Genomic DNA, 16,447 nt, shown 5'->3' with positions numbered 1-16,447 from the left:
TAAACTCTCCCATTTTAAAAGTCAAACTTCTCAATACAATATAAATACATCTAAACTTTCGCCGAATTGCCAAATAGATTATTCTTGTAGGAAAAATTCTAATGGGCTTGTGCTTTTCTCATTATGTTTTAACTTATACTTAGGCATGCATAGAGTAGAGATTCTGGTATCCACACAGGAGTATCTCTGCTTGAAGTATGCCTAAAAATAGCTTTATGCAATAGTCAATGGTCTGGCGATTTGCATAAAACAAGATAATCTACCGCACTAGTTATTAGGATATTTTCCAGCAACCTAGATGCTATCGAATTACAGTTAACTTCTTTACTATGCTGGTGTTTGCCGTTTTTAGCCTGTAAAGATAAATCCCAGAGCTAAGATTATTGCTATTGAAATCATGGGTTTGGATTCCATAAAAAACAGGATATGTAGCCAAGAGTTGTCCTCGCACATTAAACAGTTCCAAGGTTGCAGATTCATTTACTGCTAAGTGTGTTTTTACTTTAACTATTGATCCTTTGATAACTGGATTGGGTATAGCATTATGCAAATAAGCACTGCTTACAAACTCTGGTATAAGTTCATCTTCTACTGAGATTCCAGCTAAAGATAGTTTGGCCACAAAGATGTCAAATCCACCACTTGTAGGCAGTTCAAATTCTCCAAAACTTGACGTTCCGGAAAAAGTACCATGAACGTATATTCTATTTTCTTCGCCTAATGCGATTCCTCCGGCAAAATCATTAGCGCCACTTCCGGCGCTATCTGCCCATATCCATTCTCCGGAAGAGTCTATACCTGCGATGAAGATGTCCCATATACCACTAGATGATAACTCTAAGCTGCCTAAATCTATAGTATTTTGGAAATTTCCCGAAACATAGACAGCACTGTTATTGTCTATAACTACACTATTGCCTGAATCTGTACCAAAGCCTCCAGCTCGAGTTGCCCAAAGCCAATTGCCCAAAGAATCTAAAGCAGCAATAAATGCATCTCGATTATTAGAACTAGTTATCTCGATATCCCCAAATACTCCCGTGGAGTAGAATTCACCTGTTATGCAACAAACACCGCTGCTATTTACATCAATATCAAATACATCGTCATCATAAGAACTTCCACCGCAGTTAAGTGCCCAAAGCCAATTTCCTAAAGCATCAAGTTTGGCAACAAACACATCGTTTTGCCCATTACTGGATAAGCTCAGTTCCCCAAAAGTACCCATATTGCGGAATGTGCCACTCAAATATACATTTCCATTGTGATCTGTTGCAACGGCTTTTCCTTTATCAAGATTGGTTCCGCCGGCTCTTTGCACCCATTGCCAAATCCCATCGCTGCCTATCTGAGCAAGGAATATGTCAGTGTATCCAAAAGGACTAATCTGGTGTTCACCGAATGTTGCCGTATCATAAATATATCCAGTAACGTAACAAGTTCCATCAGACAAAGCAGTTAACGAATAACCGTAATCCTCTCCAGTGCTTCCCGCTCCGGATGCCCATAACCAATTTCCTGAATTATCAAGTTTTGCAACAAATATATCTTTATTGCCTTCAGAACCTATTTCAATTTCACCAAAATTTGCTGTATTGGAAAAGGTTCCTGTGATGTAGATATTACTTGATGCATCTAATGCAATACCCCAAGGCTCATCAGATTCACTGCCGCCTGCTCTCTGCGCCCAAATCCAATTGCCATTAGAATCTAATTTTCCTACGTAGATATCTGTATTACCAGCACTTGTAACAGTTTGTTCTGAAAATACTGTAATTGATTCAAAACTGCCTGTAACGTATTGATTACCATCTGAATCAACACTTAGGCAACGTGCAATTTGACCACCTGAACCAGAAGCGGAACTTACCCAAAGCCAATCGGGACTGGTTTGAGCAAATATCATACAGACTATCTCCAAAAAAAGAATCAAAAAAACAATGCGTCTAAACAAATCTTTCATTTTTCCTCCATGCCGAATTGATTATATGCAAAATATGATTACGTGCGAATAGATGTCAAGGGAAAAACCTTCTCATTACCTCATAATGGAGGTCAATATAATATTGTCAATAAATACACAAAAATTTTGTTATGTGACGCATTTCTATTAATGACATTTCTCTAAATAGCGCTATACTATGCGTTATAGCTATGCCAAGCAATAATAACCAGCTCTATTTATGATTACATCGATAATGAGAAGAAGAATACTGAGTTGATCTGACCACAAAGTGCCTTATTGACGTTTAACGATTCTTATCAAATTTCTCAATTGTGATGTGGAAAAATTGCAACATTACTCTAGCATTTTTTTTCGTATGGTAATAAAGCAATAATCAGTTTTGGATATCCGACATAGGATTGAGTGTAAGAATATACAGACCTATAAAGTCAATTGATCGATAACAAAATTTGGGAACTATGTTCATTAAGGCATTTACATAATTATTCAGTAATGATCAATGGTAAGCTTATAGATTAGTTTAACCAAGGAACAACTAACTCTATGAGCTAGTTGCGCATCCATATATAGCAGGTATTTATGCACGAGATCTTGGTTTAGGGGGTTTTTTCTAATCGTAACTAAGCCTCCCACTCCACTTTTGTAGTATGGGAGCTTACCCTGTGCCCAGATTACTCAACGATAACTCCATACGAAATTTATATAAAAAACAAGAATTGAGATACTCTTTTTCTTGACAGTAGCAGGCATTTTTTAAGTTTATATCCATAAATGGCATTTAGTGGATTACTAAATTCTAACATTTTCTCAAACAAGGAGTTCGATACATGAGGCAATTCCGTATTGAGGAGCATCCAATATTGGATGTGCCTAGCCTGGACCTGGTAAGCTTCTATTTTAACAAAGAGAAACTAAAGGCCCGAAAAGGGGAGATGATATCTTCTGCATTAATAGCAAATGGCATTAATGTGTTTGGTCACCATCACAAAGATGGTAGTGCGCAAGGGATATTTTGTGCCAACGGGCAATGCGCAAAATGTATGGTTATCGCCAACGGTGTAGCCGTGAAATCCTGCATGACGCCAGTATCTGAGAACATGGTTGTTCAAAGTGCCGAAGGCTTACCACAATTAACTGAAGAAGTAGAACCGATAGAGTTTAAGCCAATCGAAGAAATATCTTGTGAAGTTCTAATAATTGGTGGTGGTCCGGCAGGTCTTTCAGCGGCAACTGAACTTGGCAAACACAATATTGATACTTTACTGATAGACGATAAAAATGCCCTAGGAGGAAAACTTGTTCTGCAAACACATAAGTTTTTTGGTTCAGAAGAGGATAGCAGAGCGGGTACCAGAGGGCATAATATTGGGCAGATTCTAGCAGAAAGGGTTAGCAGCTTGCCAAGCGTAAAAACATGGGTAAACAGCACCGCCTTGTTTGTATTTAGTGATAAAAAAGTAGGTATAATTAAGGATGGGACATACAAATTGGTCAATCCCCAGAGAATTCTTAATGCTGCCGGTGCACGTGAGAAATTTTTACGATTTCCCGGAAATAAGCTAGCGCGCATCTATGGAGCGGGAGCTTTTCAGACCTTGGTGAACAGAGATCTTGTGCGCCCAACTCAGAGATTATTTATTGTAGGGGGAGGAAATGTAGGGCTTATAGCAGGGTATCATGCCTTGCAAGCAGGTATAGAGGTAGTAGGCTTAGCTGAGGCTTTGCCTATGTGTGGAGGTTATAAGGTTCATGCTGACAAACTGCGAAGATTTGGTGTGCCGATTTTCACTTCACATTCAATCTTGTGTGCAAATGGCGAAGAGACAGTGGAAAGCATAACTATTACCCAAGTTGATTCGCATTTTAAGGCAATTGAAGGTAGCGAGAAGACCTTTGCTTGCGATACAATACTAATTGCTGTTGGCTTAGATTCTCTTTCGGAATTCACGATAGAAGCTAAACAGGCGGGTATTCCTGTAGATTCTGCTGGAGATGCTCTGGAAATAGCAGAAGCGAGCTCAGCAATGTTTAATGGTAGAATTGCAGGTTTGAGAATAGCTAAAGCAATTAAGGGAGATTCGATTGAAGATATTCCTCAAAGCTGGTATACTAAGGCTGAAGTGCTCAAGGCTCATCCAGGTCAAATTAAAGATTATCAGCAAATAACACAAGATAGTGGAGTAATGCCAATCATCCATTGTTTACAGGAAATTCCCTGCAATCCTTGTACTACCGTGTGCCCCACCAATTCTATTCAAACAGAAGATGGAAGTCTTTTGGCTGTACCCCGCTACACGGGATCTTGCATTGGTTGCGGAAAATGTCTGTTGATATGTCCGGGTTTAGCCATTACCTTAGTCGATTACCGCAAAGACCCTCAATACCCTATTGTGACAATTCCTTATGAGATAATGAATAAATCTATTGAGGTAGGAGACAAGAGGATGCTCACCGATATAGACGCAAATGAATTGGGATATTTTGAAATTGTATCGATAAATGAATTTAAACAACAACACACTTGCCTTGTTCGTTTCCAAGTTCCGGCTAATATTGCCCGCAAGATTGCCGGATTTAGGGTTCAGGATTCTGCCGTAAGTGAAGCGTTGCCCCAAGCGATAATTCCAGATAGAATGGCAAATGACGCTATGATTTGCCTTTGTGAGCGCGTTACAGTTGCAGATGTTAGAGCGCTTATCAGAAAGGGAATTACCGATCTAAATCAGATTAAAGCAATTACCAGAGCGGGCATGGGACCATGTGGAGCAAAAACCTGTGAAGTATTAATCAAATCTCTACTAAGAGAAGAAGGAATTGCCATATCCGAGATAGTCCCCAATACAAAACGTCCTATCTTTGTAGAAGTGCCATTGGGAACTTTTCCTTCCGGAGGTAAAAAATGATTTACGATTGCATTGTAATTGGAGCCGGTTCCATTGGACAACCAACTGCATTGAATCTTGCGGAAAATGGTTTGAAAGTATTAATAATAGAAGGCGAACACGGTCCCGGTCAACAAAATAATAAGAAAGCTATTGGGGGCATCAGAGCTACTCATTCAGATTATGGCAAGATATCAGTATGTCAGCGCTCGATTGAAATATTAAAAAACTGGAAAACAGAACGGGGTGAAGATATCGGTTGGCTTAGTAATGGTTATTCTTACCCTGCCTATAGAGCAGAAGATGCCAATGCTCTTCAGGATCTGATGAAAATTCAGCATTCATACGGATTGAATATTGAATGGCTAAATGCTCAAGATTACGCAGAATTAGTGCCCGGTATTTCAAGAGAGGGATTGTTGGGCAGCACATATTCACCTGAAGATGGTAGCTGCTCTCCTCTGCTGGTAACAAATGCTTATTATTTCCATGCCCTCAATGCAAAAGTAGATTTTCATTTTCAAGAAAGGGTTACAGAGTTAAGGCTTAAAGGCAATAGTGTTTGTGAAGTGATAACCAATAAAGAGAAATACAAAGTTGGGACAGTAATTAATGCAGCAGGCAATTATGCTCGCGAGATAGGAGCCATGGTACACGAAGATATTAAAGTATTTCCTGATAATCACGAAGCAGGTATCACCGAACCGGTGGCACGATTCTTTGAACCCATGGTGATAGATATGCGTAAAGCTCCCGGCAGTGCAAATTTCTATTTCTATCAGAATAATGAAGGTCAAGTTGTGTTCTGTATTACTCCAGATCCACCAATTTTAGGGATAGATAATCGCTCAACTTCAGAGTTCTTGCCCATGTGTAGTAAGCGAATGCTTGAAATCTATCCTCGGTTAAGAAATCTTAAAGTAAGACGTACATGGCGTGGTCAGTACCCTATGACTCCAGATGGCTTTCCTATTGTGGGTAGAAGTGTTAATGCACAAAACTTGATACATGCAGTTGGAATGTGTGGACAGGGATTCATGCTTGGCCCTGGCATGGGTGAACTGATAGGCAGAATGTGCTTAGATAGTATAAATGAAGATGATATGCAGGTATTGAAGAGCTTTGATCCTCAGCGAGATTTCAGTGCAGAGGAGGCATTCAAATAAAGCCATTGACAGGATGATTACAATTTGATCAACTGACACAAACAACATAAATGGAGAAATTTCATGCCAAAATATAAAGCGCTTGTGCTATTCTTAATTCTGGGTTTTTCATTTACCCACAAATTAATTGCGCAGACCTCATCACCCAACAATATAGAACGATATGCATATCAATACATAATAGAATTATACGATCGAGGTGAAAGTGGCAGGCTAATCAATGAAATCAATTCCTTTCAGGCAAGATACCCTCAAAGTATCTATAGAAACCATTTGCGCTTTATTAGTGCTAATCTTCAATATGAAGAAGAAGATTTCATAGCAGCTTTAAGGATTTATGATGACCTTCTAAAAGAAGATATAGATTTGCACTTAAGACACAATGTGTATCTTTATAGGGCTCTTAACTTGATAGGGATGCAAAGCTTTACAGATGCGATGAATCAGCTCCAAGTTTTAGAATCGGAAACAAAAGATAGTTTTCTCTTGGCCCAAGCAAATCTTTACAAGGGTAAACTATACAAAGAATTAGGTCAGTACTATAGTGCCATGCAAGCCTATCAAAATGCTTTAAAGCTAAACCCTGATCCAGATATAGAATATGAATATTTTGAAGTTCTGGTTAAGCTTGGCAAAGAAACTGAGGCAGAACAATTATTAGAGGGAGTAAATCCCCAAAGCCACGTATATTCTGCTAGTCATACTATTTGGGCCAAGTATCTATTGGATAATAACCGTTTTATGGATTTTGATGAACATTTGGCGGGTATTCCTGAGTTATGGAATGAACCAAACATAGAGCTTTTACGCATACGCAAGGAAATTTCGGTACAGAACTTCATCAAGGCTCAAAACATTTTGGTTTCTAGCAATAATGAACATGAAGATTTTCTTTATTATAAAGCAATTATATCGATACAGAATAAGCAGATAAGTGAAGCAGATTCTATATTAACCGAGTTGGTAGCATCTGCCAGAGCTGAGATCAAAGTGCTTAGCTATCTTGAGCGGCTTAAGCTCCTATTCAAATCTGAGCCCACATCGGCGACCCTTCAGCTTGCTGAATTTATTAATAATAAGTCGAATAGTCTTCTCAAAGCAGAGCAGTTATTCACAATGGGCTTTTTTGCATATCAGAAAAAGGATTATTCTGAGGCACTGAAGTATTTTGCTTCTGCGAGGGCTGAAACCGATAATCGTTTAATTATGGCAGATATCGATTTGATGGTGGCAATGTCTTGGTTAAAAGCGCGCGATTCCAGTATGTCTCTAAATGCTTTCAATCGCTATCTTAATCTCTATCCCACTGGGAAAGATAGAGATACTGCCCTATATTATCTGGGATATTTGTATCACGAAAAGAAAGATTATCCCCTGGCTTCAGCGGCATTTCGCCAACTAATAGATATATATCCGGCATCTACTCATGTTCCTTCTGCGGAGTTTTATCTTGCAGAGATAGATTACTTCATGGCGAATTACCATCAGGCATTAGATGCTTTTTTGGAAATTGTTAAAGCTGAGCCAGAAAACTCAGAGGCAATTTTACGCATTGCTCAAACTTATTATTATCTGGGACGTTACAATGACGTTGAACCCTGGCTGGCAAGATTGGCGCCTAGTTACGATTCATTGATTTTAGAGGGGCATATCCACTTTATTCGCAAAGAATATGATGCAGCTTTGCAGAGTTTCCAGAAAGCTGAAAATGGCACGGATGACTCGTTAAAAATTAGCGAAGCAAAAAGCTATAGAGCTCTTTGTTTGTATCAACAAAAGCGCTTTAGTGAAGCTACAACGCTTTATATGGAGTTATATGAAGGTGAGGAGAGTGCAGATACCTACTTATACTTGGGTGCTAAATCTGCTTATTCGGCAGGTGATTATCATTTGGCATTAGATCTCTTCGACCAATTTTTGAAAACCTATCCGAATTCGCAGTACTTTTTGCCAGTCTTGGCCGATGTAGCGAACAGCTATTTCAATATGGGTAACTTTAACCAAGCCATTCAAGATTATCTGAATATATTGAATAGATTTCGTAATACCAAAAGTTTTGGCCCTACAGATCAGGCTCTTCTGCGAGAAGTATTTACTGGACTGGATCTTTCTTTAGGCAGAGTAGAAAGAATTGGTATCATCGATGAAGTATCTGCTATGATCGATACTTTCGAAAGCCAATTTATTCGTTTTGAGCTAAGCTATTTGCTTACCAAGCAATATGTAGAATTGGATGAGTGGGACAGTGTTCTAGAACAAGCTGAAGGCTTACGGCAGGATTTTCCTGAGTATAAACGTAATGATGTAGAACTTCTCATGGCTGAAAGCTTAATCCACCTAAACGAATATAACCGGGCAGATTCGCTCTTAAGCACGCTATATTCAGATACACTGGATCTTCAAGCTTTAGTTGCATGGGCAGACGTGGATGTTTTGCTGCAAAACTACGACGATGCCATAATGAAATTCCGCGATGCGTTCAAAGCTCAACCCAGTCCGGAACTGTGGTATAAAGCTCTTAATGCTTCCGTAGCTGCAAATTACATGGAATTTGAAGAGATTTGGGCAGAAGGGGAAAGCTTTGTATTGCAAATTCCTGCAGCCAGGCTGATACTCTTGGACTATCTAGTATACACTCAAGCTTATAACGATGCAAATGAACTGGCAGATTCAATAATTAATGAAAGCCTAAATTCCCACGATCATGCTTTAGCTTTTTTGCAAAAGGCGATAATTCTACATAACGAAGATCAATACTTGGATGCCATAGATGAGTTGCAGAAGATACTACTTCTGTTTTCAGATTTCAAAGATATTCAAAATCTTGCTGCTTATTATGAGGTGCTATCTTATCTCAAATCCGGTGCCCAAGAAGAAGCGAAACTATTGCTTTGGGATTATACTCCAATGCTATCCGAAAAACACCTATCAGAACTTGATGAACTTTTGCAGGAGGTGGTAGAGTGAAAAAGCTTATCATAATCCTGATAGTAGTATTGTTTTCTAAGCTTTGGGCGCAGATCCAGGTTTTGCCAGATCTAGAAGTTAGCGGAGAGAGCCAAGTAAAGATATTCCTTTATAAAAAAGCTTTGCCATACAGCCAAGAAAGCTCTTCACAAGATAGTTTACGAGCATTTGTACCCCAGTCTCTCCCGTCATCTATTCCTTATCCCGAGTTGGAAGTGAAACACCCTTTTCAACATTATGTATATGCCGCAGCCAATAGTCGTATGGGATTGGATTCCGAATACAAGTTTATGCCCAATAATAAGAATCTATCATTTGCAGGTTTAGGATTGTCTTTACGAGCCCCCAAAGGGAACCTTCTCTCCAATCACTTTCTTGCATATGGAGCTTATAGATTAGATTCAGGTGAAGATCTTGCTCTATACATAAAGCATTATAATGCTGATGGAAGTGGGATCGAAAGCGATTTTAGTTCTGCATCATTTTTTGTATATAAAGATCATATACCCGTAAAATACTTTGACATAAATAAAATGTCCAACGAATTTGTTGCTTTATATAAAGATCAAGATAATCGTGGTTTAACCAATGAACACAGCAGCTTAGGCTTTAGACACCAAAGTGAGCTGAGTTTTCATAAAATTGATATTGGGAGCAGAATTAATGCAGTGGAAGGCCGAAGCAGTTGGCAAATATATGCTGCTCCAGAAATTGAATTTTTCGATAAGATTAGCATGAATTTTATGTACGATTGCTTTCGCTTTATGCCTGCTTTGGGATTCAATTGGCGATATATAACTGATTTCGATCAGCAGTTTAGTATTACAAACGATCCCATTATCAATATCAATAGCTATGCCGAAGGATTGGAAAAATATCGATGGCTATTCTATAATACAAAACCATTACATAGCATGGTACCAATTAATCTCTGTATTCGGCTGGAAGATTTTATGCCTCTCAACAATAAGTCTTTTATCCGTAGTTTTGCTATTCAGAACCACACACAATTTCGCTATGATGATATGCTTCTTAGAGATAGTTTCAATACGGATATACCTGTAGCTTATTACGAAAACGTTTTCTTGAATTCTACCGGCATCGACGCCGGTTTTGGGCAGGGTAAATTTGAGTATGACCAATCGCTTAGTATTAATCTGTCATACCGTAGCCAACAGAACTGGATTCGTAAAGCATACGAACCGCTTGTAAAGGCACAATCTGCAATTAGATACAAAGCATTTCCATATACAATAGAGCTTTCTTTGGATCAGCATTATTTTTCGCTAGATCATCATCAAAAAGCCTTGTCAGAGGTATTTGATTTAAGTATAAAGGGGAACTACGAATTCGACAAGTACAGTAATGTATTTATTCAAGTGGCCAACATGCTTAATTCTAAGATAGTGTTATTCGATAGCCTGCCTCGTATGGGCGTAACACTGCATGCCGGGATTTCCCACCGGTTTTAGGCGGAATTTTTGAATTCATTTCGCTACTATTTACGCTGTTTGCTTAAGGCTATGTGTTCAGAATACAATGGAATTCAGGTTTTTTTGTATCCCGGAACGATATTCTACTGGTTATCTGGTAGCGGCCTAGTGTGGTCTTTTACGTCCTTGTTAAGCATGAGAATTCACTTTTTACCCTTAGTGTTTTTCACTGTTCTATTTGCCTATGTGTGTTTCATGGTACTCAAGATTTATACAGGTGTATTTGTAGGTCCTCATAAACTACAAATGGAAAGGCTTTCATATTTTTTCGAGTTGGTTATTGGGCTTCATTATGCCTTATTTGTTGCTATTATTATCCTTATGGTGTTTTATGTTCTTAGCAAATTTCTAGCCTATTATTATGGCATTGAGTTACCTATTAAAGAAGCTATATGGTTTGTATTTAGAGCATTTACCATTATTCTGATTTTGTATCATTATCTAAAAACCATTTGGATTAGACCATTACAAAAGGCTAGTATCAATATAAAGAGAAGTGAGCGTTACTGTTTGGCATGGATTGCGCGATACCCTTGGGCTGCAATAAAATTCACAGGAATTGCAACCATTCTTATGCTGGCAGCAGTTCGTTTGTACCTTATCGTAATTGTACTATTTCTAAGCCCTACTTTAGTTTATTTGCAAGGAATTACAGGCTTAAAGCTAAATATCGAGCTTTTGCCAGTTACTGGAATGGCAAGTGTATTTTATAATGTATTTATGCTCTTTGCGGCCTTTATGCTCTCAAATTTGATCTTTTATCCCATAATTTTACTTAGTAATGCCCTAAGCGAAAGAATCAATCCCATTAGTTTTAAGCAGGTGCAACATGCCCAAGGCTAGAGCTAAAGCTTCACGTTCTACTAAACGAAAGACCAAAATAAATAAAAGAAGAAATCCCCGTTTAGGTTTATATTTACTAGCAGGAATAGCAACCGTACTGATTATGTGGGGTTTAATTCGAGAGCCTATTCCTGCGCCCAAAGTTTTAGAACAAATGGTTGTGCAAGAAATTAAAGAGCGAACCACAAAACCAGTTAAATCGAAGATCAATGATCAAGCTACTACTACCAAAACATCCACCAAGAAGCAAGATTCTTCTACAATAGAGCAAAGCAAACATAACCAACCAGCTCCAGTTAAAGAGAGCCCAACAAAAAAATCAGTAATGGAAACTCCTAAAAAAGGCGAATCTGAGCTTGACTTAGTGGTAAGAAATGCATCATTAAAACTTGGCGTGCCGGAATCCTCTTTGCGCCGCAGTAAAAAGGATGCCCTGGTAAGATTTCAGATTCCAATCGACAGGTCTAAGATGGATCTTACTTACGCAAACATGATTTATAAAGGTGAGATGGAACTTGCCGGAGCAGCTTTTGTAAAAGGATCCGATAGTAGAACCAAACAAACCATTTCTTTTAAGCATAAGAACTTGAACGAAACCTACGAGCTAAATCTGTATTACGACACGTCAGTTTATAAAAGTAAAGTAAATCCTCAAACCATAACCATTGTAGTGGACGACTTTGGTGCGATAGGTGGAAGCTTACTTGATGGATTCTTTAGCCTAGATAAGGAAATATGCTTTGCAATATTTCCTAATGAGGCTAATAGCGTTAGCACAATGGAAAGAGCTTCATTACAAGGAAGAAACACCATTATTCACGTGCCCATGGAACCAATTGGATACCCAAGAGTTAATCCAGGTAAAAACGCTATTCTCGTGCAGCATAGCGAAGATCGAATAGATAAAATTCTTAGCCAGTTCATTAGTGATATGCCCCGATGTATTGGTATTAATAACCATATGGGCAGCCTGGCTACAAGCGATGTAGATGTAATGCAAGCAGTTATGAATACATTAAAAAAGCATGATAAACTCTTTTTAGATAGCCGTACTACCAATGTATCGGTTGCCTATCAAACTGCTCAAAAGAAACATATAAAAGCTTTCCGAAATGACATCTTTTTGGATAGCCCCAATATTAGTCAATCTACTATGGAGGCAAAATTGAATCGAATTATTGAATTGTCTGGGCATCAACAACATGTAATTGCCATAACTCATTGCCATAGTATGGATAAACTAGAGTATCTAAGAACCTTTATACAGCGGTTAAAAAAAGCAGGGTTTAGTTTGATTCCCCTATCAGAAATTGGAGAACGCAACATACCGGAGATATTATGAATTTTTTACAAGCAGTATTTTTGGGCATAATTCAAGGACTTACAGAGTTTATCCCCGTTAGTTCTTCTGGTCATCTGGTTTTGGCGCAGCACTTTTTAGGTATAGAAGCAGGTAGTGATATCAGTTTTGAAATATTTCTACACCTTGGCACTTTATTGGCTGTGTTGGTTTTTTTTATTAGACAAATATGGGATCTTATTGTTTCTCTTTTTTCTTGGAAATCTGGCTTAGACGGAGAAACTCACCGCAAAAACCGTGCTACAATAGCATATTTAATCATCGCAACTTTCACAACCGGAGTATTTTACCTTGTGTTTAAAGATCTCCTCAAATCCGCCTATCAGAGCCCGATATTTGTAGCGTTTATGCTGCTAATTACCGGACTTATTATATTCGCCTCAGATTTCGTAAAAAATTCGTCTATCCCCTCTTCAAACACCGGTTTTATAAAATCTGTGTTCATAGGTTTGGCTCAAGGTTTGGCAATAATACCGGGCATTAGCCGCTCTGGCACTACAATATCTACTTCATTATTTTGTGGTGTAAAACGCAAGGATGCTGCACATTTTTCTTTTCTTCTTTCTATCCCCGCCATTATGGCGGCAAATATTGGAGAAATGAATCAATTAAGGTCTTTGAATCCCTCAGTATTACACATATATATAGCAGGATTTATTGCTGCTTTTATCAGCGGATATATGGTTATAGCCTTTCTCATAAGGCTAATCCAATCCGGTTCTTTAAAGTATTTTGCTTTTTATGTATGGCTTGTGGGAGCTATTGCCATTAGCCTGTTGCTTATTGGATGATGGAAAACAAAGATAATAGTGCTCTAAACTTCGATGCTTCAAAGGTAAAACTGGGCGATAACTATCTTCTTGTAGGTAGCGATGCTTATTTAATAGATTCTGTAATCAATCAGATTAGCTCACGGCTAAAACAAAAACAACAAATAGATACCAGTATTGTATATGCCGATGAGGTAAAAGCCGGTGAATTAAGTGAGTATCTGGATACATTTACAATCTTTTCAAGCGCAAAACTTGTCATAATAAAAAATGCAGAAAAATACTTAAAAAGAGAGTTAGAGATTATTGCCTCATATTTTGACGCTCCTTCCGATATCCAGAGCCTGGTAATAGTATCCGAAAAAACAGATGCTAAATATAACGCATGGAAAACAATTATAGCTGCTAGCCAGAAAGTAAACTGCGATCCACCAAAATTTACCGGTGAAATTCGCAATTGGCTGATGACTGAACTCAAACGGCAACAGCGTACTATGACGCCTGCAGCGATAAATGAGTTTACCAATAGAATAGAACTGGATTATTATAATGCTTCCAACGAACTAAACAAGGTATTACTTCTTATTGGCGAAAGAAAAAATATCACTGAAGCGGATCTGCTAACAAGCTTAAATAGCAGTAGAGCTGGCACACAAATAGATTTCTTCAGAGCCTTAGGAAACCGCCAATCAAAAAATGCTTTAGAAAGCGTCAATCTTATGATTCAATCCGATGTAGAGCCCTTACAAATATTCTTTAGCCTTTTTCGCTTCTTCAGTAATCTCTACAAGATTCAACTTCTTCGTGAAAAACACATTTCCGAAGCTGAAATAATGCAAAAACATATTCCGGAGATTTTTTATAGCCAACGAAAAGAATATCTGGAGTTTGCTAAAAAATATAACTTAAAAGCCTTAGAATGTATTTTTGGCATATTGTTAGAAACAGATTCTCTGCTTAAGAGTAATCTCATAGACAAAAATATGCAGCTAGAACTATGCATTATTCAAGTTTTGAACACTAGATGAAACAAAGTGGCATCTTACTACATATTTCAAGCTTGTGTACAGATTACGGTATTGGCGATCTAGGAAATTCTGCGTATCGTTTTGCAGATTATCTGTGTAATGAAGGGCATAAATTCTGGCAAATCTTACCCCTTAACTATCCTGGATTTGGTAATTCCCCCTATAATCCAATCTCTGCTTATGCTTCAAATCCTTACCTGATAAGCCCAGAATTACTATACATGGAGGGTTTGTTAAGTAAATCTGAATTGTACTCTTTACCTCGTAGTAGTATTGTAGATTATCAGAGTGTATATACAGAAAAGAATTTAATCTTCGCAAAGGCAATGCCTCGATATCTAGAAAAGCATAATATATTGGAATATATCGATAATGAGGCTATATACCTAAAGCCATATCTTACTTATATATGGTTAACAGATATATATAAGAATGTGTCGTGGCAGAAATGGGCACCTGAGCATCGCATATATAGCGAAGAATTGTATAATGCATGTAAAAACGAGATAAAAGTCCAAAATGCCGCTGCTTTGCAAATGGTTTTTAATAAACAAATGCAAGATCTTAAGAACTACCTCAAGCAAAAGGGAATATTGCTGTTTGGAGATTTGCCGCTATATCTAAGTTATGAAAGTGCCGAAGTATGGGCAAATCAACATCTTTTTGACCTCGATGAAAACGGCTTGCGAAAAAGCGTCGCCGGAGTACCCCCCGATGCTTTTGCAGAAGGTGGTCAGCTTTGGGGAAACCCTATTTACTTATGGGATAAATTGCAGGAGAATCAATTCGACTTATTTATGCAAAGAATTCGACTAAGTCTTAAATATTTCGACCTATTACGATTGGATCACTTCATCGGTTATGTAAACTATTGGCAAGTGCAATGTCCCAATCGCACTCTGCCCGAAAACGCTATACATGGCGTATGGAAGAAAGCATTACCCGAGCCTTTTTTTGCTACAATAAAACAAGAATTTGATCTTAAGCACTTTGTAGCAGAAGATCTTGGAATTCTAAACCACGATGTATGTGCAATTCGCGATTCTTTAGCATTACCTGGAATGATAGTACTGCAATTCTGTTTTGAAGAAAGTGTGCCAAATGTGCAGAATTACCCTGCTGACCGCATAATTTACACCGGCACACACGATAATAACACTACCCGCGGTTGGTGGGAGAATCTTCCCCAGGAATCTGAATCCCGCGAGAATATGATTGAGTTTTGCCGACGTTTTTTTCCCGATAGAGAAGTAACTAATTCTAATATAGCTCGTTTACTGATTGATATCGCAAACTTATCCGCATGCTCTCGAATGATATATCCCATGCAAGATATTCTGGGATTGGGTGCCAAAAGCAGGATGAATATTCCAGGAACTGCGCTAGGAAATTGGCAATGGCGAATGGATAGCATACCATAAAACACGATTCGATGTTCATAATTAACTGGTATTGAGAAAGTTATATATAATATAAGATGTAAGGAGAATTTTTCAAATGAAAGTGAATGTTTGCGGTGTAATATGTTCTTCATATTGTCCGGCTTATGGAAAGGAATGCAAGGGGTGTAAAGAATCAGAGGGTAAAATTCCTTGGGCGGCATTCTACAACCTTGAAGTATGCCCGGTTTATAATTGTGTAAAACAAAAAGATATAGACCACTGTGGAGAATGCGGGAAAGCACCTTGCGAATACTGGCAGATGACCCTAAATCCCAATGCGTCCGAAGCTGAACACGAAGAAGACTTCCGCCGTAGATTTGAGGCTTTGGCAGCTTTGATGAATAAATAGGAACAATGCTATTGGAGTTCATGAGGCCAATTAAGTTCCTGCTGATATTGAACTTAATAGGCCTCATGGACTTCAAAAGCAGGCGTGTAATTATGCACGGCCTTGAAGTCCAAACCGTTCATAAGATATTAAATAAGTGATAGTTAGTTTATGCGCTTTGAACTCCAATGCCTCAATTGGG

11 protein-coding genes are annotated in these 16,447 nt (G+C 38.3%); 10 read left to right on the top strand and 1 reads right to left on the bottom strand.

The window, feature by feature from the left end; translation table 11 throughout:
- Window positions 1-301: 301 nt before the first annotated feature.
- Window positions 302-1,963, bottom strand: a complete 1,662-nt coding sequence (locus tag LHW48_11590) for an SBBP repeat-containing protein (GenBank protein ID MCB5261089.1) — start codon at window positions 1,961-1,963, stop codon at window positions 302-304.
- 830 nt (window positions 1,964-2,793) lie between these two features.
- Between LHW48_11590 and LHW48_11585 the strand changes: the two genes are divergently transcribed.
- From LHW48_11585 to LHW48_11540, 10 genes are all read left to right on the top strand, one after another.
- Window positions 2,794-4,869 carry an FAD-dependent oxidoreductase gene (locus LHW48_11585; protein ID MCB5261088.1) on the top strand — a complete coding sequence of 692 codons (2,076 nt, stop codon included), beginning with the start codon at window positions 2,794-2,796 and terminating at the stop codon, window positions 4,867-4,869.
- Entirely contained in the window at window positions 4,866-6,014 is a 1,149-nt protein-coding gene (locus LHW48_11580; GenBank protein ID MCB5261087.1) for an FAD-binding oxidoreductase, read from the top strand. The genes LHW48_11585 and LHW48_11580 overlap by 4 nt, the downstream gene beginning before the upstream one ends.
- A 63-nt stretch (window positions 6,015-6,077) precedes the next feature.
- Entirely contained in the window at window positions 6,078-8,981 is a 2,904-nt protein-coding gene (locus LHW48_11575) for a tetratricopeptide repeat protein (protein MCB5261086.1), read from the top strand.
- Complete coding sequence (locus LHW48_11570; protein ID MCB5261085.1) at window positions 8,978-10,453, top strand: hypothetical protein; 1,476 nt, start codon at window positions 8,978-8,980, stop codon at window positions 10,451-10,453. Before LHW48_11575 ends, LHW48_11570 begins: the two co-directional genes overlap by 4 nt.
- Window positions 10,454-10,462: 9 nt before the next feature.
- On the top strand, window positions 10,463-11,317 hold the full coding sequence (locus LHW48_11565; protein MCB5261084.1) for a hypothetical protein: 855 nt from the start codon (window positions 10,463-10,465) through the stop codon (window positions 11,315-11,317).
- A complete protein-coding gene (locus LHW48_11560; GenBank protein ID MCB5261083.1) occupies window positions 11,304-12,659 on the top strand; it encodes a divergent polysaccharide deacetylase family protein in 1,356 nt (451 codons plus the stop codon). The genes LHW48_11565 and LHW48_11560 overlap by 14 nt, the downstream gene beginning before the upstream one ends.
- A complete protein-coding gene (locus LHW48_11555; protein ID MCB5261082.1) occupies window positions 12,656-13,468 on the top strand; it encodes an undecaprenyl-diphosphate phosphatase in 813 nt (270 codons plus the stop codon). Before LHW48_11560 ends, LHW48_11555 begins: the two co-directional genes overlap by 4 nt.
- The gene (gene holA, locus LHW48_11550; protein ID MCB5261081.1) at window positions 13,465-14,475 is read left to right on the top strand and encodes a DNA polymerase III subunit delta; all 1,011 of its coding nucleotides are present in this window, start codon (window positions 13,465-13,467) and stop codon (window positions 14,473-14,475) included. Before LHW48_11555 ends, holA begins: the two co-directional genes overlap by 4 nt.
- On the top strand, window positions 14,472-15,896 hold the full coding sequence (gene malQ, locus LHW48_11545) for a 4-alpha-glucanotransferase (GenBank protein ID MCB5261080.1): 1,425 nt from the start codon (window positions 14,472-14,474) through the stop codon (window positions 15,894-15,896). Before holA ends, malQ begins: the two co-directional genes overlap by 4 nt.
- A gap of 76 nt (window positions 15,897-15,972) precedes the next feature.
- On the top strand, window positions 15,973-16,266 hold the full coding sequence (locus LHW48_11540; protein ID MCB5261079.1) for a DUF3795 domain-containing protein: 294 nt from the start codon (window positions 15,973-15,975) through the stop codon (window positions 16,264-16,266).
- Window positions 16,267-16,447: the final 181 nt, after the last annotated feature.

This window comes from Candidatus Cloacimonadota bacterium, assembly GCA_020532355.1.
Taxonomy (GTDB): Bacteria; Cloacimonadota; Cloacimonadia; order Cloacimonadales; family Cloacimonadaceae; genus UBA5456.
The sequence above is the reverse complement of the archived record's forward strand: the minus strand, read 5'-3'. Positions and strand labels throughout refer to the sequence as shown.

Excerpts from the sequence above, each read along its gene's own strand:
- LHW48_11590 (MCB5261089.1), bottom strand. The coding sequence starts at position 1,963 with ATGAAAGATTTGTTTAGACGCATTGTTTTTTTGATTCTTTTTTTGGAG.
- LHW48_11585 (MCB5261088.1), top strand. The coding sequence starts at position 2,794 with ATGAGGCAATTCCGTATTGAGGAGCATCCAATATTGGATGTGCCTAGC.
- LHW48_11580 (MCB5261087.1), top strand. The coding sequence starts at position 4,866 with ATGATTTACGATTGCATTGTAATTGGAGCCGGTTCCATTGGACAACCA.
- LHW48_11575 (MCB5261086.1), top strand. The coding sequence starts at position 6,078 with ATGCCAAAATATAAAGCGCTTGTGCTATTCTTAATTCTGGGTTTTTCA.
- LHW48_11560 (MCB5261083.1), top strand. The coding sequence starts at position 11,304 with ATGCCCAAGGCTAGAGCTAAAGCTTCACGTTCTACTAAACGAAAGACC.
- LHW48_11555 (MCB5261082.1), top strand. The coding sequence starts at position 12,656 with ATGAATTTTTTACAAGCAGTATTTTTGGGCATAATTCAAGGACTTACA.
- holA (MCB5261081.1), top strand. The coding sequence starts at position 13,465 with ATGATGGAAAACAAAGATAATAGTGCTCTAAACTTCGATGCTTCAAAG.
- malQ (MCB5261080.1), top strand. The coding sequence starts at position 14,472 with ATGAAACAAAGTGGCATCTTACTACATATTTCAAGCTTGTGTACAGAT.
- LHW48_11540 (MCB5261079.1), top strand. The coding sequence starts at position 15,973 with ATGAAAGTGAATGTTTGCGGTGTAATATGTTCTTCATATTGTCCGGCT.